Raw genomic sequence first — 17,499 nt, 5'->3', positions numbered from 1 at the left:
TGGCACCCACCCGCCGACCGGTCAGATCCGGCGTAGCACCGCCACGACCCGGCCCATGATGGTGGCGTCGTCGCCGGGGATCGGGTCGAAGGCCGGGTTCTGCGGCATCAGCCAGACGTGCCCGTCGCGCCGCCGGTAGGTCTTCACTGTCGCCTCGCCGTCGAGCATGGCGGCCACGATCTCGCCGGAGTCGGCGGTGGGCTGCTGCCGGACGACAACCCAGTCGCCGTCGCAGATCGCCGCGTCCAGCATCGAGTCGCCCTTGACCTGGAGCATGAAGACCTCGCCCTCACCCACCAGCTCGCGGGGGAGGGGGAAGATGTCCTCCACGGCCTGCTCGGCGAGGATCGGCCCACCGGCGGCGATCCGACCGAGCATCGGCACGTACGCCGGCGTCGGCCGCTGTGCCCTCGACAGCTCGTCGTCGATCGCCTCGCTGGGGGCGCGGACGTCCACCGCGCGCGGCCGGTTCGGGTCGCGGCGCAGGAAGCCCTTCTTTTCCAGCTCCTTGAGCTGGTAGGCGACGCTGGACGGCGACACCAGGCCGACCGCCTCGCCGATCTCGCGGACGCTCGGCGGGTAGCCGTGTCGTTCCACCCAGGTGCGGATGAACTCCAGGATGCGCCGCTGGCGGGCGGTCAGGTCGATCGTCGCCGGGTCGGGGAAGGCGCTGACCACCGGGGTGACCTGGCGCACGGCGGGCTGACCCGTCCGGCTGCGCGCGGCGCTGCGGCGTCGGGTGGCCGGCGGGCCCGCCTCGGTGATCTGCTGCGGGCTCTTCGGCCGGCTGGCCCGGTCCTCGGTCACGTCCGTCCTCCCTGGTCGGCGCTGGGTGCCTCGTCGGCTCGTGGTGCGTGCGGTGGTGCCACGTCGTTCATGACCGTATAGGTGAGATCAGTCATTTTCAAACATCTGTACGACCTCTCACCGGCGTGTCGGGGTGAAAAAGCGCTCCGGTCGTACGGATGTTCTGATAAATGGTACGTCAGGTAGCACTGGTGTTCGATCGTGGATTATTTTCCGGCCGGATCCGGCCGGCTCGCCGGTAACCCGGGCGGGATCGCGACGTTGGGTCTTCGGGCGTTGTGCGGGGCGTGGATGACCGGATGGTCCGTGACGCGCCGGACACGCCGACCAACTTGACCCGGCTTCCCCGGCGACATACGGTCGACCCCTAGATGTAGTAGTGACACGGGCGTAAGTTGCCTACAGGTTGGGTCTGACTACCGACCGCACTCCCGTAACGTCGATCACGGCGGGCGTCATCCGAGGATGGCACCGTCGCGGTCAGTCGTGCCCGGGAGTGTCCGGTGTGCTCGCAGTTGATCATTATTAGGAGGTGGGCGATGCGGTGTCCGTACTGCCGGCATGCTGACTCCCGGGTGGTTGACTCGCGGGAGGCCGACGACGGCCAGCTCATCCGACGGCGGCGGTCCTGCCCGGAGTGCGGCAAGCGGTTCACCACCGTCGAGGAGGCGGTCCTCGCGGTCGTCAAGCGCAGCGGGGTGACCGAGCCGTTCAGTCGCACGAAGATCATCGGCGGGGTGCGTAAGGCGTGCCAGGGCCGGCCGGTGGACGACGACTCACTCGCGCTGCTCGCGCAGCGGGTGGAGGAGACGGTCCGGGCCAAGGGGGCCGCCGAGATCCCCAGCCACGACGTGGGCCTGGCGATCCTGGGTCCGCTACGCGACCTGGACGAGATCGCCTACCTGCGGTTCGCCAGCGTCTACCGCTCGTTCGACTCGCTCGCGGACTTCGAGCGCGAGATCGAGACGTTGCGGGCCGCGGCGCGAGCCCGGGAGCAGGGCCGGGCCGATGCGGTCGAGACCGCCGGCCGTACCAGCTGAGTCTTCACGGTTTTTCACAGAGATTGGGACGCGCGGTGGGGCACCGCGCAGACGAGGGGGGCGACGGCGTGACAACTAGCCGTTCACGGAACAAGGCAGGCGCGGGGCTGAAGATCGAGCGGGTGTGGACGACCGAGGGGGTCCACCCGTACGACGAGGTCTCCTGGGAGCGCCGTGACGTCGTGATGACGAACTGGCGGGACGGCTCGATCAACTTCGAGCAGCGTGGTGTGGAGTTCCCGGAGTCGTGGAGCGTCAACGCGGCCAACATCGTGACCACCAAGTACTTCCGGGGCGCGGTGGGGACCCCGGAGCGGGAGTGGTCGCTCAAGCAGCTGATCGACCGGGTGGTCACCACCTACCGCACCGCGGGTGAGGAGTACGGCTACTTCGCCAGCCCGGCCGACGCCGAGGTCTTCGCGCACGAGCTGACCTGGATGCTGCTCAACCAGGTGTTCAGCTTCAACTCGCCGGTCTGGTTCAACGTGGGCACGCCGTCGCCGCAGCAGGTCAGCGCCTGCTTCATCCTGGCCGTCGACGACTCGATGGACTCGATCCTCGACTGGTACAAGGAGGAGGGGCTGATCTTCAAGGGCGGCTCCGGCTCCGGAGTCAACCTGTCGCGGATCCGGTCGTCCCGTGAGCTGCTCTCCTCCGGCGGCAACGCCTCCGGCCCGGTCAGCTTCATGCGCGGCGCGGACGCCTCCGCCGGCACCATCAAGTCCGGCGGCGCGACCCGCCGGGCGGCCAAGATGGTCATCATCGACGTCGACCACCCGGACATCCAGGAGTTCGTGGTCACGAAGGCGCGCGAGGAGGACAAGATCCGCGCGCTGCGTGACGCCGGGTTCGACATGGACCTCGGTGGCTCCGACATCGTCAGCGTGCAGTACCAGAACGCCAACAACTCGGTTCGGGTCTCCGACGAGTTCATGTCGGCGGTGGAGAACGGCAAGGGCTTCGACCTGCGCGGCCGGCTGGACGGCTCGGTGATCGAGACCGTCGACGCCAAGAACCTGTTCCGCTCCATCTCCCAGGCCGCCTGGGAGTGCGCCGACCCGGGCCTCCAGTACGACGACACGATCAACGACTGGCACACCTGCCCGGAGACCGGTCGGATCACCGCGTCGAACCCGTGCTCGGAGTACCTGCACCTGGACAACTCCTCGTGCAACCTGGCCTCGCTCAACCTGATGAAGTTCCTCCGCGCCGACGGTGGCTTCGAGGTGGAGAAGTTCGTCAAGTCCGTCGAGTTCGTCATCACCGCGATGGACATCTCGATCTGCTTCGCGGACTTCCCGACCGAGAAGATCGGTGAGACGTCCCGCGCCTACCGGCAGCTCGGCATCGGCTACGCCAACCTGGGTGCCCTGCTGATGGCCACCGGCCTGCCGTACGACTCGGACCAGGGCCGCTCGGTCGCCGCGTCGATCACCTCCCTGATGACCGGCACCGCCTACCGCCGCTCGGCCGAACTGGCCGGCGTCGTCGGCCCGTACGACGGCTACGCCCGCAACGCCGAGCCGCACAAGCGGGTCATGCGTAAGCACGCCGCGGCCAACGACGAGATCAAGCCGACCAGCCCGGTGGCCACCGCGATCGTCCGCGAGGCGACCAAGCAGTGGACCCAGGGCAACAAGATCGGCGACAAGTTCGGTTGGCGCAACGCGCAGGCGAGCGTCCTCGCCCCGACCGGCACGATCGGCTTCATGATGGACTGCGACACGACCGGCGTGGAGCCGGACCTGGCGCTGGTCAAGTTCAAGAAGCTGGTCGGCGGCGGCTCGATGCAGATCGTCAACCAGACGGTGCCGCGCGCCCTGCGCAGCCTCGGCTACCCCGAGGAGCAGGTCGAGGCGATCGTCGAGCACATCGCCGACCACGGCCACGTGGTGGACGCCCCCGGCCTCAAGCCGGAGCACTACCCGGTCTTCGACTGCGCCATGGGGGAGCGGACGATCGCCCCGATGGGTCACGTGCGGATGATGGCGGCCATCCAGCCGTTCGTCTCCGGCGCCATCTCCAAGACGGTGAACATGCCGGAGGCGGCCACCGTCGAGGACGTCGAGAAGATCTACTTCGAGGGCTGGAAGCTCGGCCTCAAGGCGCTGGCGATCTACCGGGACAACTGCAAGGTCGGCCAGCCGCTCTCGGTGGCCAAGTCCAACAAGGCCACCGCTCCGGCAGCCGTCGAGACCGCAGCGGCCGCGCCGGCTGCGGTGGAGAAGGTCATCGAGTACCGGCCGGTGCGTAAGCGCCTGCCGAAGAAGCGCCCGTCCGAGACGGTCAGCTTCTCCGTCGGTGGCGCCGAGGGCTACCTGACCGCGTCGTCCTACCCGGACGACGGCCTCGGTGAGGTCTTCCTGAAGATGTCCAAGCAGGGCTCGACCCTGGCCGGCGTGATGGACGCCTTCTCGGTGGCCATCAGCATCGGCCTCCAGTACGGCGTGCCGCTGGAGACGTTCGTCAGCAAGTTCACCAACATGCGCTTCGAGCCGGCCGGCATGACCGACGACCCGGACGTGCGGATGGCGGCCTCGGTGATGGACTACATCTTCCGTCGTCTGGCGCTGGACTTCCTGCCCTACGAGCGCCGCGCCGAGCTGGGCATCTTCACCGCCTCGGAGCGGGCCGCCCAGCTGCGGGCCGAGGCCGACGCGGAGGCCGCCGGCGTCACCGGCGCCGAGCTCACCGCGATGGCGTCGTCCGCGCCGGTGGAGATCCCGGCCAAGCCGGAGGCGCTCGCCCAGCCGGCCCAGGAGATGGCCGATGTGGCCGCCGCCAAGCCGGCTCCGAGCGTGGGTTCCAGCACCGAACTGCTGGAGGCCGTGATCGGCAAGGCCGCCGACGCGCCGCTCTGCTTCACCTGCGGTACGAAGATGCGCCCCGCCGGCAGCTGCTACGTCTGCGAGGGCTGCGGCTCCACAAGCGGCTGCAGCTGACGTACGCGATAAGCGCTGTCCCTGCTTCCCTTCTGGGAGGCCGGGACAGCGCCGTTTCCAGGCTCTTCCATCCCCGGGTGCGTGCAGAGGTAAGCGCCCGGCCAGAGGCTATGAGCGTGCATCTCACCGAGTCTCGAGTGTCGGTGCTTGGGCGTAGGTTCAGCGGGTGACCGTGTACGACATCGCCGCCAGACTGCCCTCCATAGACGTGCTGCGGGACCGCTGCAAGGCACTCGCCGTGCTGGAGTGCATCGTCGACGAGGGCGAGCCCTACTACGCCTACACGCGATCTTGGGGTGACGACGAGGCGGCATTGATGAACAACGGCAGCGGCGACGAGTGGGCAGTGGTGTTCACCGCCGATGGCGCCTTCATCCGCGTGTTTGACCATGAGTCGGCGATGACGCCCTATCGCGATCCGGACCACGAACTGTGGCCCGGACTGCTTGACGGTCTCCCGGCGGTGTTCTGTCCGCAGATCGAGGAACCAGCGTTCGGCGACGAGGAAGGCCAGTTCGTCGCCACTGTTGTCCTGTGGCGGCTCTCCGGTGAAGACCGCTGGCACGCCGGCGAAGCCATCACGTTCCCCGCGCTTCGCGGACCGTGCGACAGCAACGCCCCGGACGGCTCGGACCTGCTCGAGATCCTGCTCGACGACACCGTCGACCGGTACATTGCGTTCGCCGAGGATTACTACGAGATCGAGGTCGCCCCGGCGGTGGTCGAGCACGTCGTCGCGCACCGTCCGCTTACTGACGTCGTCGTGCAAGCTTTGAACCCGAAGGCAACCGTTGCCAGGCTCCACACGGACATCGTCGCGATGGGATATCCGATCGGGGCAGCGTGACACCAAGCGCCAAACCCGGATCGCTTCGGCTGCATGCTGGTCGCTCACCGTATCCGGCCGGTCAGCCAGGTCACGCGGATCGCGGCAGAAGAGCGTACGCAACAAGGTGCCGGCTGTGCCGGTTTGTGATGGCGGCTTCGGTACGAGAGGTGCCTGGCGACCGACCGGGGTCAGATTCATTCGGATAGCGTCTCACTGTGTATCAGGCGATCTTGCTGGACGTGTACGGCACGCTCGTACACGATGACGAGAGCTCGGTCAATGACGTCTGCGTGCAGGTAGCAGCTTTGATCGCAGTCGATCCGTCTGCTATCGCGGCGGAGTGGTCCCGCCGGCTGGAGGCCAGCGCCGAGATGGCGTATGGGGCCGGTTTTCGTACGCTCGCAGACCTGACGCTCGGCAGCCTCAGGGAGGCTGTGGCGAACTTCGGGGCATCCGTGGAGCTTGAGCCGATCTGCCGGAAGCAGATGCACTCCTGGCGTCATCCACCGTTGTACGACGACAGCCGGCCGTTCCTCGATGCTGTGAAGGTGCCGGTTTGCCTGGTCTCCGACGTCGACCAGGACGACCTGACGGCGGTGCTGCGGTGGCACGGCATCGCCGTCGCCGCCGCGGTGACCAGCGAAGAAGCCCGCGCATACAAGCCCCGCCCTGAACCGTTCCAGCTCGCGCTGGCCCGCCTCGGCCTAGGCCCCGGCGACGTGATCCACATCGGCAACTCCGCATCGTCCGATGTTGCCGGAGCCGCCGCTCTGGGTATCGACACGGCGTTCCTCGACCGTGCTGGAGGGGGCCTACCGCCGGGGGTCACGGCAACCTACACCGCGGCGACGCTGACGGCGCTGCTGCCCCAGGTGTTGCCATGTTGAAAATCCTGGTGAGCGGCTGCCTGGGCGGCGCACCGATCCGGTTCAACGAGACCGGCGTGCCGGTCGTCTCTCCGATCTGGCAGCGGTGGGCTTCTGAAGGGCGCCTCGTGTCGCTGTGTCCAGAACTGGCCGTCGGATTCCCGGTGCCGCGCCCGCCAGCCGAGATCGTCGGCGGCAGCGCGGCCGACGTCCTCGACGGCCGCGCCCAAGTACACGAAGCATCGGGCCGTGACGTCACCGAACTGTTCCAGGCGGCGGCGCAGCGGGCGGTCGACAAGGCACTGCAGGCCGGAGTCGGGCTCGCCATCCTGGTCGAGGGCAGCCCTACCTGCGGTAGCACCTACGTTCACGACGGAACCTTCACCGGCGTCACCGTCGCTGGGCGTGGCGTCGCGGCCGAGGCGTTGCGCCGCCGGGGCATCCCTGTGTTTTCTCACTACGACCTGGACAGGGCAGCGGCTGCTCTGGCGGAGCAGGAACGGCAGCACGGCAACGGCTGACCCCCGCTCGTCGCAGCGTGCGGTATCACCTAACGCACTCACATCGACAGAAGCGGATGTGCCCTACACCCGGTTCTGGCTGGCTGTAACGGAACGTCACTGGTGGATCCGGTCCGGCGTGGCGTGCCGATAGGCGCCACCGGATCAGCGGTCTTCGTCGCCCTCAATCGGGTGTGGTGGGCGATTGTGCTTGGTCCACTCGTCTACCTCGTCCGCGTCCCAGATGGTCGTCCCGATCAGGCGGGCCATCGGCTCAGGGAAGCCGGGTCGGCGTGTGATCTGGAGTACCCGCTGCCGCGACACGTTGAACAGGGCGGCCAACTCGCCAGGCCCGTACAGGCGCGGTCGCTTCACAGCCTGATCGTAGGTGCCCGCTGGGCTGCGCCGGGGCCGGTGTCGCTGGAACCGCGACAGCAACGAGTGGAGCGGCAACTTCGACACAGGCACCGCCGGGCGGTGGGGGCTCCGCTTGCTAGCGCTTCAACTCAGAGAGAAACGTCGACCAGGCTGCGGCGTCGAACCGAAGAGTTGGGCCGAGTTCGTCCTTGCTGTCTCGGACCTGCGCCGCTAGCCCGTCACGCCTGACCTCGACACAGGCGCCGTTGCCGCCACTGCGGGTGCTCTTGCGCCACTGCGAGTCCACTGCCGCCTCCTACATGTCGGGCCCCGCATCCTGGACGGCCTTGATCATCGCGATTGAGTCGCTGGGGGACAAGGCCGAGGCGCGCAGGCTGTTGAAGACCACGGTACAACGCCTCACATCGTCACCTTCCGCGTAGAGGTCGCCCGTGATGCCCTCGATGTAGACGACTCCGGGTCCGCCCGCGAAGTTGAGGATGTGGAAGCTCGACACCATCGAGGCGTAGGCGCCCGCCCGGAACGGGATGACCTGAAGGGTGACGTTCCAGCGCTTGCTGGCCTCGAGCAGTGCGGTCAGTTGTTCAGCCATGACGGCCGCTCCGCCAATCTGTCGGTGCAGTACCGCCTCGTCGAGCACGGCCAACAGTCGCAGCTTCCCTGTCGCGATCAGCTCCTGGCGTTGCATTCGGACGGCGACTCGACGCTCGACCGCCTCGGGTGAGGGCTCCAGCGCGTCCTCGCTGGTCAAGGCTCGGGCGTAGTCCTCTGTCTGGAGCAGCCCTGGGACGACCAGCGTCTCGAAGTTGTGTACCTCTTCGGCCGCCGACTCCAAGCCGATGTATTGCCGGTAGGACGACGGCAGGTCGCCGTACTTGGCCCACCAGCCGCGCTGCTTGCCTGTCTTCGCCATCGACAGGAGCGTGTCGCGCAGCTCGACATCGGTGACGCCGTACCGGTCGAGTAGGGCGTTGAGCGCCGGTGCCTTGATGCCAACGCGTCCGGCTTCGATCCGCCGGAGCGTGCTCGCCGACACCTCGATGACGTCGGCAGCCTGCTCCGCCGTGACGCTGGCCTCTTCGCGGACCCGGCGAAGCTGCGCGCCGAGTTGGAAGCGAACGAAGGTCGGGCTCTCCATGCGGTCATTGTGCCGCCACGACAGCCGCGTCGGCTGACCGGACACGCGCAAGCTTTCTGAGCGGATAGCGTTGACCATATAAAAATGCGCGCGCAAAATGAGTGCGCAGTCCAGTGTGTCTGATGTGAACCACCGGAGGGTTGATGCCGGATCGGGTGCCGTACGACGACTACCTGTTGGCGGTGGCGCTGACCTTGGCCCGGCGGCACCCGCCGGTCTGGTCGTGGCGGCGGTGGCGGTGGGTCTGCCGGTGTGGAGCTGATCTGCCGTGCCGGGCCCGGCACCGCATCCCGATCCGGAGAGGCCACTGGCCAGGGGAGGAGCAGGAGTGACCGAAAATCAGGTCGGGCAGATCGTGGCGGTGCACCTGCCCGGTGTTGACGGCCTGTGCGCCGGCTGTCGCTGGTGGTGGGCGCGGCTGTCCCCGTACCCCTGTTATCAGGCGGAATGGGCGGCCCGCTGGCACGCCCGGTCGGTCACCCGGCGGTTCCTGGATGGTCTGTCGTGACCACCCACGGCCCGGTCCTTCCGGTTTGGACCTGCGGCGGCTGTGCCGCGCCCTGGCCCTGCCGGACCCGGCGCGTGGAGTTGCATGCCGAGTTCGAGGGCGCACCCGTGTCGTTGGCCCTCTACATGGGGTCCTACCTGGTCTGGGCGGCCGAGGACCTGACCTGGGTGCCTGCCGGGCTGCTGCACCGGCGTTTCCTGGGCTGGGTCCGGTGAGTCTGATCCGGCGGGGCGATGAGCGGTTCCACTACAGCGACAACTCGCACAAGTGGATCCCGCCGAACCCGGACTACGACCAGGAGATCTGGGCCGATATGGTCCGGCAGCACCAGCTCCAGCACCTGGAAGAAATCTCCAACCGCAGGAAGCCGCCACGATCAAGTGATGAGAAATAGGTCGGAAGATGGCCCTGGGACCTACTTTTCATCACTTGATCATGGAATCGAGCGAACCGGACTACTGGTTGGCTCGTTCGGCGGCGCGCACGGCGTTGCGAAAGAGCATCGCGACGGTCGTCGGGCCGACCCCGCCGACCCGGGGCGTGATCGCGCCGGCGACCTCGGCGCACGCTTCATCCACGTCCGGTAGGAGGCGCCGGCCTTCGTAGCGGACGCCGGCGCCGATGACGACGGCGCCGGGCTTGACGTGCTCAGGCTGCACGATCCGGGGTACGCCGGCAGCGGCGACGAGGATGTCGGCGCGGCGGGTGTAGCGGGCCCAGTCGGGCACGCCGGTGTGGACGACGGTGACGGCGGCGTTGGCGGTGGGGCGCTTCTGGGCGAGGAGCATGGCCAGGGGGCGGCCGAGGGTGGCACCGCGGCCGAGGATGACGACCTCACGACCGGCGACGGGGATCTCGTAGTACGCCAGGAGGGCTTCGATGCCGGCGGGGGTGCACGGCAGCGGGCCGGGCAGGCCGACGGCGAGACGCCCCATGTTCAGCGGATGCATGCCGTCGACGTCCTTGTCCGGGTCGATGGTCTGCAACGCCGCGTCGTAGTCCAGATGCCCCGGAACGGGGTACTGCACGAGCAGCCCGTGCACGTTCGGATCGTTGTTGAACCGGGCGATGGCCTGGTGCAGCTCGGCCTGGGTGGCGGTGGCGGGCAGGTGCGCGTGCGGGGAGTCGAACCCGAGCGCGGCGGCCTGACGCTGCTTGATGGCGATGTAACCGGCGCTGGCGTCGTCGTCGCCGACGAGAATGGTGGCGAGGCTCGGGGTGATCCCGCGGCTGCGCAGGCCGGCAGCTGCGGCGGCGGTCTCGGCCAGGACGGCTTCGGCGACCGGTGCACCCGGCAGAAGCCGGGCCGTGCCGGACGGGGTGTGGTGCTCGGCGGATTCGCTGGTCGTGGTCATGACGGTTCCTCGACGCAGGCGCCCAGGCGGTCGACGCCCGCGAGAGGCTCCCCGATGGTTCCACCATCCCCGTGCCGCCAGTCGCCGGTGCTTCGATGATGCCGCATCACCAGGGCGTTTGCCCAACTGGACCAGCAGCGCCGGCAGACTCGGGGCGGGATGGTTCGGTAACACTCGTGCTCCGCCTTACGAAGAAGGGGTGTGAGGGCTACGAGGGGGGACGGCCTGTGAGTGAGCCGAGCCGAGCCGATGACGACATCTCCGGCATCGGAGCCGATCCGGTGGCCTTCGAGGTCTTCTACCGGCGGCACCTGGAGGCGGTGAGCCGGTTCGTGGCGCGGCGGGTCGACGATCCACACCTCGCCGCCGACCTCACCGCCGACGTGTTCCTGGCGGTGATCGAGTCGGCGGCCGGCTACCGGCCGGACCGGGGTAGCCAGATCGGCTGGCTGTACGGGGTGGCCCGCAACGTCATCGGCGACGAGCGGCGTCGGGCGGCTCAACGGCTGCGGGTGACCGGCCGACTGGCCGGACGGCGGGACCTGGGCCCCGATGACATCGCCCGCATCGAGGAGCGGATCGACGCCGAGTCGGCGGCCCGCCGCACCCATCGGGCGCTGAGCGAGCTGCCCGAGGGCACCCGGACGCTTGTCGAACTCGTCGCGGTGGACGGCCTCACCGTCGCGGAGGCGGCGACAGTGCTTGGCGTGTCACCGGTCGCTGCTCGGGTCCGCCTGCATCGTGCCCGCCGCGTCGTCCGCGCTGTGCTGGCCCGCCCGGTCACCACCCTCGCCTGATGAGACGGAGATGACGATGAACGAGACCGATCGGTCGCCGCAGGGTTTCGAGGAGCAGCTCCTCAGGGACCTGACCGCACACGTCGCCCACCGGGCCGAGATGGCGTCGGCGGTCCGTCCCGCCGAACGCCGTACCCGGTTCCTGCGCGGTTGGCGCGTCGCCGGAGCGTTCGGGCTGGCGGTGACGCTGACCGCCGGTGCGCTGGCGGTCCAGACGATGAGGCTGGGCGACCAGCCGCCGCCGACGGCCAGCGCGTCGGAGATCTTCCATCTGGCGGCCGACGCAGCCCGGCAACAGCCGGAGCTCACCGCCCGACCCGATCAGTACGTCTTCACGGAATACCTGGTGACGATCCGGGACCTGCCCGACAGCGGTCCTTACCAGACCACACGGAGCCAACTGTGGCAGTCGGCCGGCGGAGTCGCGTACTCGCAGGGACGCTACCGACCGGAGAGCGACCCGAACGGGTGGGGCGAGCTGAGGGAGCTCCGGATGGGCGATGCCGCCGATCCCACGAAGGAACTCGACGCGTTCCAGCCGCCCGCGTACCACGGCGACCTGCCCTCCGATCCGGACGAGCTGCTTCGATACCTTCGGAAGAACCCGGTCGACCTGCATCTCCCCGAAGGGGCCGACGAGGAGGCCCTCTACGGGGACGAGAGCATGGCGTACACCACCGCGCGGTCGATGGTCCGCGGCGGCTACGTGCCGCCCCGCGCGCTGGCGGCGCTCTTCGAACTGTTGGCTCGGGAGCCCGGGGCGGTCGTCATCTCGGGCGACGTGGTGGACGCCGCCGGTCGCCATGGGGTGGCGATCCGGACGCCCGGTGTGATCGGCGGCAACGTGGACCTGCTCTTCGACCGCGACACCCACGTCTTCCTCGGCACCCGCGGGACGGTTGTGCGCAACGGCAAGGAGTCCCTGTACGACAATGTCGCGCAACTCCGCATCGCAATCGTCGACCGGCCGGGCCAGCTGCCGTGAGCGGCGATGCGCTCGCCCCGGCTGCACTCCGGCCGATCAGGGCTGGGCGAGCAGGGGCCCGTAGTTCGAGCGGAACATCTGCTCGCCGAGCCGGCGCATCACCAGGTCACGCAGCGCGGGCGGGAGCCCGGTGGCCTTGTCCCGGCGATGGGTCTGGCCGAGCACCCAGTCGGTACGCGGGCGGCGCCGCGTCTCGTACCCGCGCAGCGCCTCGGCAATGGACCCGGCGGCGGCCAACGATGACGCGAGCACGACCGCGTCCTCCAGGGCCATCGCCGCGCCCTGGGCCATGTTCGGCGAGGTGGCGTGGGCGGCGTCGCCGATCAGCAGCACCGGCCCCCGGGACCAGGAGTCGAGCACGACCTCCTGGTTCGGCCCCGCGTGCAGGGTGCTGTCGTCGTAGTCGAGGGCCTTGAGCATGGTGGCCACCGGCTCGGTGAACGTCGCGGCCAGCTCGTCGCGCCAGCCGGGCCGGTCGACCACCGGGCCGTCGTTGTAGTAGCAGTACGTCTGCTCGGCGCTGATCGGGATGGTCAGGAACTGCCTGCCGCGCCCCAACTGCACCGACCAGACCGGCTCGTCGTCGACGCGGGGAGCGACCCACCGGTACGCGTACTGACCGAGGTCGCGGGCGGCCTGGCCGTCGAAGGCGAGCCGGCGGACAGTCGAGTTCACTCCGTCCGCGCCGAGCACCAGGTCGTACCGTTCGGTGGCACCGTCGTCGAACTCGACGGCGACCACGTCGCCCTCCTCGGCGAGCGCGACCGGCTGGCGGCCCCAGCGGATCGGGGCGTCGCCGACACCGGCGAGCATCGCCCGGTGCAGTTGTGCCCGGGGCAGCGACACGCACGGCCCGACGCCCTGCCACAGTGCGGCCACGTCGATGTCGAAGAGGCGACGCCCGCGCTGGTTGGCGCTGCGCTGCCGGGTGATCTCCACGGCGACGTCGGCGACCGGCTCCCGCAGACCGAGTACGTCGAGCATGCGGGTCGCGTTGCCGGTGAGGTAGATGCCGGTGCCGGAGTCGGTCGGCCCCGGCGCCCGCTCGACCACGTCGACCGTCGCGCCCCACTCGCGCAGCGCTGCCACCGTCGCCAGTCCGGCGACACCTCCGCCGACGATCAGTACCCGGACACCGTCACCCCGCACGACACGTTCCTCCCCCGTTGCCCTCGCCCGCACCCCGGCTGAGCTGCTGCTCAACGGTCCGGCCGCCGCAGCACTCTACGAGGCGGGTGAGTCAGCGCACGGAAATGGGGGCTGAATTACCGAGGAATGGGCTGCGACGATGAGGGCATGACGACCGCTGAGGCGTACGCCACGTTCGGCAGCCGCGAGGCGCGCGGGGTGTCGGCGACGTATGAGCGCCTGTCGCAGGCCGTCGCCCGCGACGACGCCCTGCTCGCCCTGCTCGACGGGCTTGCGCCGGCCAAGCGGCAGCCGAATCTGCTGTTCGGCGTCGTCCGCTGGCTCGGTGGCCCGGTCGACGACCCGGCCGCGTTCCACGAGTACGTGGTGACGCACTGGCCGGCCATCGAGACGCAGATGCGTGCCCGGGCCACCCAGACGAACGAGGCGGGCCGGTGCGCGGTCCTGTTGCCGGTGCTCGCCGCGTTGCCGCAGCCCCTCGCCCTGCTGGAGGTCGGTGCGTCGGCCGGGCTCTGCCTCTACCCCGACCGGTACGCGTACCGCTACGGCGACCATCAGGTCGGCTCCGGTGAGCTGGTCCTCGACTGCGCGGCCAACGGGCTGGTGCCGCCGGCGCGCGTACCCGAGGTGGTGTGGCGGGCCGGCCTGGACCTCAACCCGCTCGACGTGACCGACCCCGACGACGTGTCCTGGTTGGACGCGCTGATCTGGCCGGAGCACGCCCACCGGCGGGCCCGGCTGCGCGCCGCGGCTGCGGTCGCCGCGGCCGACCCGCCGCTGCTGGTCCGCGGCGACCTGGTGGACGACCTGCCGGCGCTGGCCGCGCGGGCGCCGACCGACGCGACGCTGGTGGTCTTCCACACGTCAGTGCTCTATCAGGTGCCGCCCCCGCGCCGCGACGCGTTCGTCCGGCTGGTCCGGGAGCTGCCGGGGCACTGGGTGGCGAACGAGGGGCCGGAGGTGCTCCGGTACGACGGGCTGCCCGCCCCGCCGAGCGACGCGCTGCACAACGTCCTCGCGCTCGACGGAAAACCGCTGGCCTGGGCCAGAGGCCACGGCCAGGCGCTGACCTGGTTCGGCTGACGTCACCGGGCCGCTGATTCGACGCGGTCAGCTCAACGTGCCGGCTCGGGCATGCGGTGGCGCAGGGCCCGGATGAACCAGTCCACGGCCGGCGCCGTCGCCTCGCCGGTCGACCAGCCGTTGAGCACCGCCAACAGGTCGAGGTAGCGGTCCCGGCGGGGGTCGTTGGCCGGAACCAGCCGGTCGAACAACCGCCGACGCAGGTCGGCCTTGTCGGAGTGACGGTGCAGGCTCGCGTACCGGCTGGTGACGGCAGCGATCACCGGGTCGGCGTCCGGGCTGGTCGGGTCGAGACCAGCGGCGAGGGCGGGGGCCACCGCGTCCCGGACCACAGCGACGGCGTCCGGGCGGGGCAGCCCCGGTACGTCGTGGTCGGCGGCGTGTTGTCGCGCCAGCCGCCGCATCCGGGCCCGGAACTCCGGGTCCCGGCACAACTCGGCCAGCTCCAGCCACGCCTCGACCTGCTCGGTGCTGGGGTCGTCGGGAAGCTCCGGCGTCAACGAGACGATCACACCCGGGTAGGCGGGCTGGTCGCCGAGGCCGGCGAAGACGGTGTCCAGGAAGTCGCCTACCAACTGCCCCCGCTCGCGGGTGGTCAGTTGGGCCAGCCGGTGCAGTTCGTCCACCTCGGCCGGGCCCGACCCTCGCCTCGCCGCGACGCTGAGCACCGCCTGACGCAGCCGCAGCACCCGGATCTGCACGGCCAACGCCTCGGCGTGCGCGGCGGCCACCTCGCGCAGGGGCACCTCCTGGTCCACCACCCGCCGGATGGTGGCCAGGTCCAGGCCCAGGTCACGCAGTGTCCGGACCAGCTCCAACCGGGCCACGGCCGCCGGACCGTACCGCCGGTAGCCGGCCGGGCTCCGGTCCGTCGGCGGCACCACCCCGCTGTCGGCGTAGTACCGGATGGTCTTGACGCTCAGGCCGGTCCGTCGGGCCAGGTCGCCGATCGTGTGAAACGTCTGCCCGCTCATGCCCCCACCCTCGCGTCTCCCCCCGGTGGAGACTCAAGCCGCCGCGTTTTCGGTCAGCGGACCCGCTGGTGGCGGAGCAGGACCACGCCGTTGCCGAAGACCCGGCTCTCCACCAGCCGCAGACCGGTCGGAGTCTCGGCGTCGGGAAAGAGTCGACGGCCCCGACCGACCAGCACCGGGTGGACGTAGATCCGGTACTCGTCGATCAGGTCGTGCCGGGCGAACGTCGCGGCCAGGTCGGCCCCGCCGAGCGCCAGGTCTCCGCCCGGTTCTGCGGTGAGCTTGCGGACCTGCTCGACGTCGACCTCGCGCACGACAGTGGCGTTCCAGTCGGCGTGGTCGAGAGTGCGCGAGTAGACGATCTTCGGCATGTCCCGCCAGATCCGGGCGAACTCGCGCTCCGGGCCGCTGGCGGCCGGGTCCTGATCGGCGGTCGGCCAGTAGGCGGCCATCAGCTCGTGGCTGACCCGGCCGCTGAGAAACCCGCCCATCGGGGCGATCACGTCGTTGAAGTGCTGGTGCAACTCCTCGTCGACCTGGTGCCAGCCGATGTCGCCGCCCGGGCCCTCGAAGAACCCGTCCAACGACAGACTCATCTGCACAACGATCTTCCGCATCGCGTCTCCTCCGTATGCGTCGACGGGTGTCGAACCCGATCGTCGTCGGACCGTACGACGAAACGGCGACCCGCCGCGACGCCTGCGGGGGCATGTCGTCGCATCCCGAACGGCGGGTACGGTCCCGGGGCCGCCGCACCGAGCGGCCGAACGGAGGCTCGGAACCCGTGTCCATCGCCCTGATCACCCTCGGCGGCACGATCGCGATGGGTGGCGTCGACGCCGACCGCCCCGGTGTGGTCACCCGGCTCACCGGCGCGGACCTCACCGCCGCAGTGCCCGGCCTGGCCCAGTTGGGCGTGCCCGTGGACGTGCGGGACACCCACGCGGTGCCCAGCGCCCACCTCACCGGCCGGCAGCTACTGGCCGTGGTCGACGAGGCGTCACGGGCGGTGTCCGACGGGGCGACCGGTGTCGTGGTCACCCAGGGCACCGACACCCTGGAGGAGACGGCGTTCCTCGCCGACCTGGTCTGGCCGCACGCCGCCCCGCTGGTCTTCACGGGCGCGATGCGCAACCCCACGCTGGCCGGTGCGGACGGGCCGGCGAACCTGCTCGCGGCACTGCGGGTGGCTGCCGCCCCGACCGCCCGTGATCTGGGCGTGCTGGTCGCGGTCAACGACGAGGTACACGCCGCCCGCTGGCTGCGCAAGACGCACAGCACCAGCATCAGCACCTTCGCCTCGCCCAACACCGGTCCGCTCGGCCAGGTGATCGAGGGCGAGGTGCGGGTGTTGACCCGGCTGGTGCGGCACGAGCCGCTGTCACCCATCGACCCGGACCGGCTCGACACGACCCGAGTGGCCCTGTACGTGGTGACGATGGATGACGATGGGCTGCTGCTGAACGACCTGGACCACACCCACCACGCCGTGGTGGTAGCCGGGTTCGGCGTCGGGCACGTGCCCGCCACGCTCGCCCCGGTGCTCGGGGACCTGGCCGAGCGGATGCCGGTCGTGCTCACCTCCCGCTCCGGGGCCGGGTCGGTGCTGCGCCACACGTACGGGGCGGTCGGCTCGGAGACCGACCTGCAACGACGCGGCCTGCTCAACGGGGGGCTGCTCGACCCGTACAAGGCCCGGGTGCTGCTGCGTCTGCTCCTCGCCGCGGGCGGCGGTCGAGACGAGGTGGCCGCCGCGCTGGCGCGGCACGGATGAGCCTGGCGGCGGTGCTCGTCCCTAGACTGCTGCGGTGACCGGAGAGCGACGACCCCTGGCCGACCGGCCGCTCACCGAGCCGCACCCGTCGCGGCTGCCGTCCGACCACGCCGACCGGGCCCGGATCCTCGCCGCGCACACCGCCGCGTTGGCCGCCGACGAGGCCGGTTACCTCGACCCGGCGAGCGGGCTGTTCGTGCTCAGCGCCGGTTTCCTGGCCCGCCGGGGCACGTGCTGCGGGCGCGGCTGCCGGCACTGTCCGTACGTGGATGATCCACCCTCGGAACAGGCGTAGAACGAGGGCTTCCGCGCGACACCGACACCCCGTACGGTGTCCGACGGACACCTGGCGGGCGCCTTCCGCCGTCGGTCGG

Annotated in this window: 22 protein-coding genes; 14 read left to right on the top strand and 8 right to left on the bottom strand. The window is 70.0% G+C overall.

The genetic code is table 11. The features are described from left to right. Window positions 1–21 precede the first annotated feature (21 nt). Window positions 22–807: a transcriptional repressor LexA gene (gene lexA, locus ABZS40_RS04600; RefSeq protein ID WP_179782671.1), complete on the bottom strand. Its 786-nt coding sequence runs from the start codon at window positions 805–807 to the stop codon at window positions 22–24. Between the two features lie 539 nt (window positions 808–1,346). Between lexA and nrdR the strand changes: the two genes are divergently transcribed. The 5 genes from nrdR to ABZS40_RS04575 all read left to right on the top strand — a co-directional run bounded on the left by nrdR (window position 1,347) and on the right by ABZS40_RS04575 (window position 7,005). Continuing rightward, window positions 1,347–1,847, top strand: coding sequence for a transcriptional regulator NrdR (gene nrdR, locus ABZS40_RS04595; protein ID WP_354941865.1), 501 nt, complete (start codon window positions 1,347–1,349; stop codon window positions 1,845–1,847). A gap of 35 nt (window positions 1,848–1,882) precedes the next feature. Next, a complete protein-coding gene (locus tag ABZS40_RS04590) occupies window positions 1,883–4,789 on the top strand; it encodes a vitamin B12-dependent ribonucleotide reductase (RefSeq protein WP_354941863.1) in 2,907 nt (968 codons plus the stop codon). Between the two features lie 166 nt (window positions 4,790–4,955). Continuing rightward, window positions 4,956–5,636 (top strand): hypothetical protein, encoded by a 681-nt coding sequence (locus tag ABZS40_RS04585; RefSeq protein ID WP_354941861.1) that lies wholly within the window; start codon window positions 4,956–4,958, stop codon window positions 5,634–5,636. Between the two features lie 197 nt (window positions 5,637–5,833). Then, entirely contained in the window at window positions 5,834–6,505 is a 672-nt protein-coding gene (locus ABZS40_RS04580) for an HAD-IA family hydrolase (RefSeq protein ID WP_354941859.1), read from the top strand. After that, window positions 6,499–7,005 (top strand): DUF523 domain-containing protein, encoded by a 507-nt coding sequence (locus tag ABZS40_RS04575; RefSeq protein WP_354941857.1) that lies wholly within the window; start codon window positions 6,499–6,501, stop codon window positions 7,003–7,005. The genes ABZS40_RS04580 and ABZS40_RS04575 overlap by 7 nt, the downstream gene beginning before the upstream one ends. Window positions 7,006–7,149: 144 nt before the next feature. Here the strand turns inward: ABZS40_RS04575 and ABZS40_RS04570 are convergent, their stop codons facing one another. The 3 genes from ABZS40_RS04570 to ABZS40_RS04560 all read right to left on the bottom strand — a co-directional run bounded on the left by ABZS40_RS04570 (window position 7,150) and on the right by ABZS40_RS04560 (window position 8,578). Next, a complete protein-coding gene (locus tag ABZS40_RS04570) occupies window positions 7,150–7,359 on the bottom strand; it encodes a DNA-binding protein (RefSeq protein WP_354941855.1) in 210 nt (69 codons plus the stop codon). A gap of 118 nt (window positions 7,360–7,477) precedes the next feature. Beyond that, window positions 7,478–7,648, bottom strand: coding sequence for a DUF397 domain-containing protein (locus ABZS40_RS04565; protein WP_354941853.1), 171 nt, complete (start codon window positions 7,646–7,648; stop codon window positions 7,478–7,480). A 9-nt stretch (window positions 7,649–7,657) separates the two neighbouring features. Continuing rightward, the gene (locus ABZS40_RS04560; RefSeq protein ID WP_354941851.1) at window positions 7,658–8,578 is read right to left on the bottom strand and encodes a helix-turn-helix transcriptional regulator; all 921 of its coding nucleotides are present in this window, start codon (window positions 8,576–8,578) and stop codon (window positions 7,658–7,660) included. Between the two features lie 65 nt (window positions 8,579–8,643). Here ABZS40_RS04560 and ABZS40_RS04555 point away from each other — a divergent pair, with 65 nt between their 5' ends. The 4 genes from ABZS40_RS04555 to ABZS40_RS04540 all read left to right on the top strand — a co-directional run bounded on the left by ABZS40_RS04555 (window position 8,644) and on the right by ABZS40_RS04540 (window position 9,402). Continuing rightward, complete coding sequence (locus tag ABZS40_RS04555; protein WP_354941849.1) at window positions 8,644–8,832, top strand: hypothetical protein; 189 nt, start codon at window positions 8,644–8,646, stop codon at window positions 8,830–8,832. Then, complete coding sequence (locus ABZS40_RS04550) at window positions 8,829–9,008, top strand: hypothetical protein (protein WP_354941847.1); 180 nt, start codon at window positions 8,829–8,831, stop codon at window positions 9,006–9,008. Before ABZS40_RS04555 ends, ABZS40_RS04550 begins: the two co-directional genes overlap by 4 nt. Window positions 9,009–9,082: 74 nt before the next feature. After that, complete coding sequence (locus tag ABZS40_RS04545; protein ID WP_354941845.1) at window positions 9,083–9,223, top strand: hypothetical protein; 141 nt, start codon at window positions 9,083–9,085, stop codon at window positions 9,221–9,223. Beyond that, window positions 9,220–9,402, top strand: a complete 183-nt coding sequence (locus tag ABZS40_RS04540) for a hypothetical protein (protein WP_354941843.1) — start codon at window positions 9,220–9,222, stop codon at window positions 9,400–9,402. The genes ABZS40_RS04545 and ABZS40_RS04540 overlap by 4 nt, the downstream gene beginning before the upstream one ends. A gap of 61 nt (window positions 9,403–9,463) precedes the next feature. On the opposite strand, the gene ABZS40_RS04535 is transcribed toward ABZS40_RS04540, so the two are convergent. Next, entirely contained in the window at window positions 9,464–10,363 is a 900-nt protein-coding gene (locus tag ABZS40_RS04535) for a bifunctional 5,10-methylenetetrahydrofolate dehydrogenase/5,10-methenyltetrahydrofolate cyclohydrolase (protein ID WP_354941841.1), read from the bottom strand. A 227-nt stretch (window positions 10,364–10,590) separates the two neighbouring features. On the opposite strand from ABZS40_RS04535, the gene ABZS40_RS04530 reads away from it, so the two are divergent. Beyond that, entirely contained in the window at window positions 10,591–11,160 is a 570-nt protein-coding gene (locus tag ABZS40_RS04530) for a sigma-70 family RNA polymerase sigma factor (protein WP_354941839.1), read from the top strand. A gap of 16 nt (window positions 11,161–11,176) precedes the next feature. After that, on the top strand, window positions 11,177–12,145 hold the full coding sequence (locus ABZS40_RS04525) for a CU044_5270 family protein (RefSeq protein WP_354941837.1): 969 nt from the start codon (window positions 11,177–11,179) through the stop codon (window positions 12,143–12,145). 36 nt (window positions 12,146–12,181) lie between these two features. Here ABZS40_RS04525 and ABZS40_RS04520 read toward each other — a convergent pair whose 3' ends face one another. Continuing rightward, the gene (locus ABZS40_RS04520) at window positions 12,182–13,294 is read right to left on the bottom strand and encodes an FAD-dependent monooxygenase (RefSeq protein ID WP_354941835.1); all 1,113 of its coding nucleotides are present in this window, start codon (window positions 13,292–13,294) and stop codon (window positions 12,182–12,184) included. Window positions 13,295–13,441: 147 nt separating this feature from the next. Here ABZS40_RS04520 and ABZS40_RS04515 point away from each other — a divergent pair, with 147 nt between their 5' ends. Further along, a complete protein-coding gene (locus tag ABZS40_RS04515) occupies window positions 13,442–14,377 on the top strand; it encodes a DUF2332 domain-containing protein (protein ID WP_354941833.1) in 936 nt (311 codons plus the stop codon). 32 nt (window positions 14,378–14,409) lie between these two features. Here ABZS40_RS04515 and ABZS40_RS04510 read toward each other — a convergent pair whose 3' ends face one another. Continuing rightward, entirely contained in the window at window positions 14,410–15,351 is a 942-nt protein-coding gene (locus ABZS40_RS04510) for a MerR family transcriptional regulator (RefSeq protein WP_354941831.1), read from the bottom strand. Between the two features lie 53 nt (window positions 15,352–15,404). Next, entirely contained in the window at window positions 15,405–15,968 is a 564-nt protein-coding gene (locus ABZS40_RS04505; protein WP_354941829.1) for a dihydrofolate reductase family protein, read from the bottom strand. 167 nt (window positions 15,969–16,135) lie between these two features. On the opposite strand from ABZS40_RS04505, the gene ABZS40_RS04500 reads away from it, so the two are divergent. Both ABZS40_RS04500 and ABZS40_RS04495 read left to right on the top strand, forming a co-directional pair. Continuing rightward, window positions 16,136–17,125, top strand: a complete 990-nt coding sequence (locus ABZS40_RS04500) for an asparaginase (protein WP_354941827.1) — start codon at window positions 16,136–16,138, stop codon at window positions 17,123–17,125. Window positions 17,126–17,159: 34 nt separating this feature from the next. Beyond that, window positions 17,160–17,420 carry a DUF5522 domain-containing protein gene (locus ABZS40_RS04495; RefSeq protein ID WP_354941825.1) on the top strand — a complete coding sequence of 87 codons (261 nt, stop codon included), beginning with the start codon at window positions 17,160–17,162 and terminating at the stop codon, window positions 17,418–17,420. Window positions 17,421–17,499 lie beyond the last annotated feature (79 nt).

Source organism: Micromonospora sp. NPDC005324 (assembly GCF_040607155.1).
Taxonomy (GTDB): Bacteria; Actinomycetota; Actinomycetes; order Mycobacteriales; family Micromonosporaceae; genus Micromonospora; species Micromonospora trifolii.
This window is presented reverse-complemented; position numbering and strand designations above follow the sequence as displayed.

Bases quoted from the DNA above. Each gene is read 5' to 3' on its own strand.
- ABZS40_RS04505 (WP_354941829.1), bottom strand. From the start codon at position 15,968: ATGCGGAAGATCGTTGTGCAGATGAGTCTGTCGTTGGACGGGTTCTTC.
- ABZS40_RS04575 (WP_354941857.1), top strand. From the start codon at position 6,499: ATGTTGAAAATCCTGGTGAGCGGCTGCCTGGGCGGCGCACCGATCCGG.
- nrdR (WP_354941865.1), top strand. From the start codon at position 1,347: ATGCGGTGTCCGTACTGCCGGCATGCTGACTCCCGGGTGGTTGACTCG.
- ABZS40_RS04510 (WP_354941831.1), bottom strand. From the start codon at position 15,351: ATGAGCGGGCAGACGTTTCACACGATCGGCGACCTGGCCCGACGGACC.
- ABZS40_RS04555 (WP_354941849.1), top strand. From the start codon at position 8,644: ATGCCGGATCGGGTGCCGTACGACGACTACCTGTTGGCGGTGGCGCTG.
- ABZS40_RS04560 (WP_354941851.1), bottom strand. From the start codon at position 8,578: ATGGTCAACGCTATCCGCTCAGAAAGCTTGCGCGTGTCCGGTCAGCCG.
- ABZS40_RS04515 (WP_354941833.1), top strand. From the start codon at position 13,442: ATGACGACCGCTGAGGCGTACGCCACGTTCGGCAGCCGCGAGGCGCGC.
- ABZS40_RS04535 (WP_354941841.1), bottom strand. From the start codon at position 10,363: ATGACCACGACCAGCGAATCCGCCGAGCACCACACCCCGTCCGGCACG.
- ABZS40_RS04525 (WP_354941837.1), top strand. From the start codon at position 11,177: ATGAACGAGACCGATCGGTCGCCGCAGGGTTTCGAGGAGCAGCTCCTC.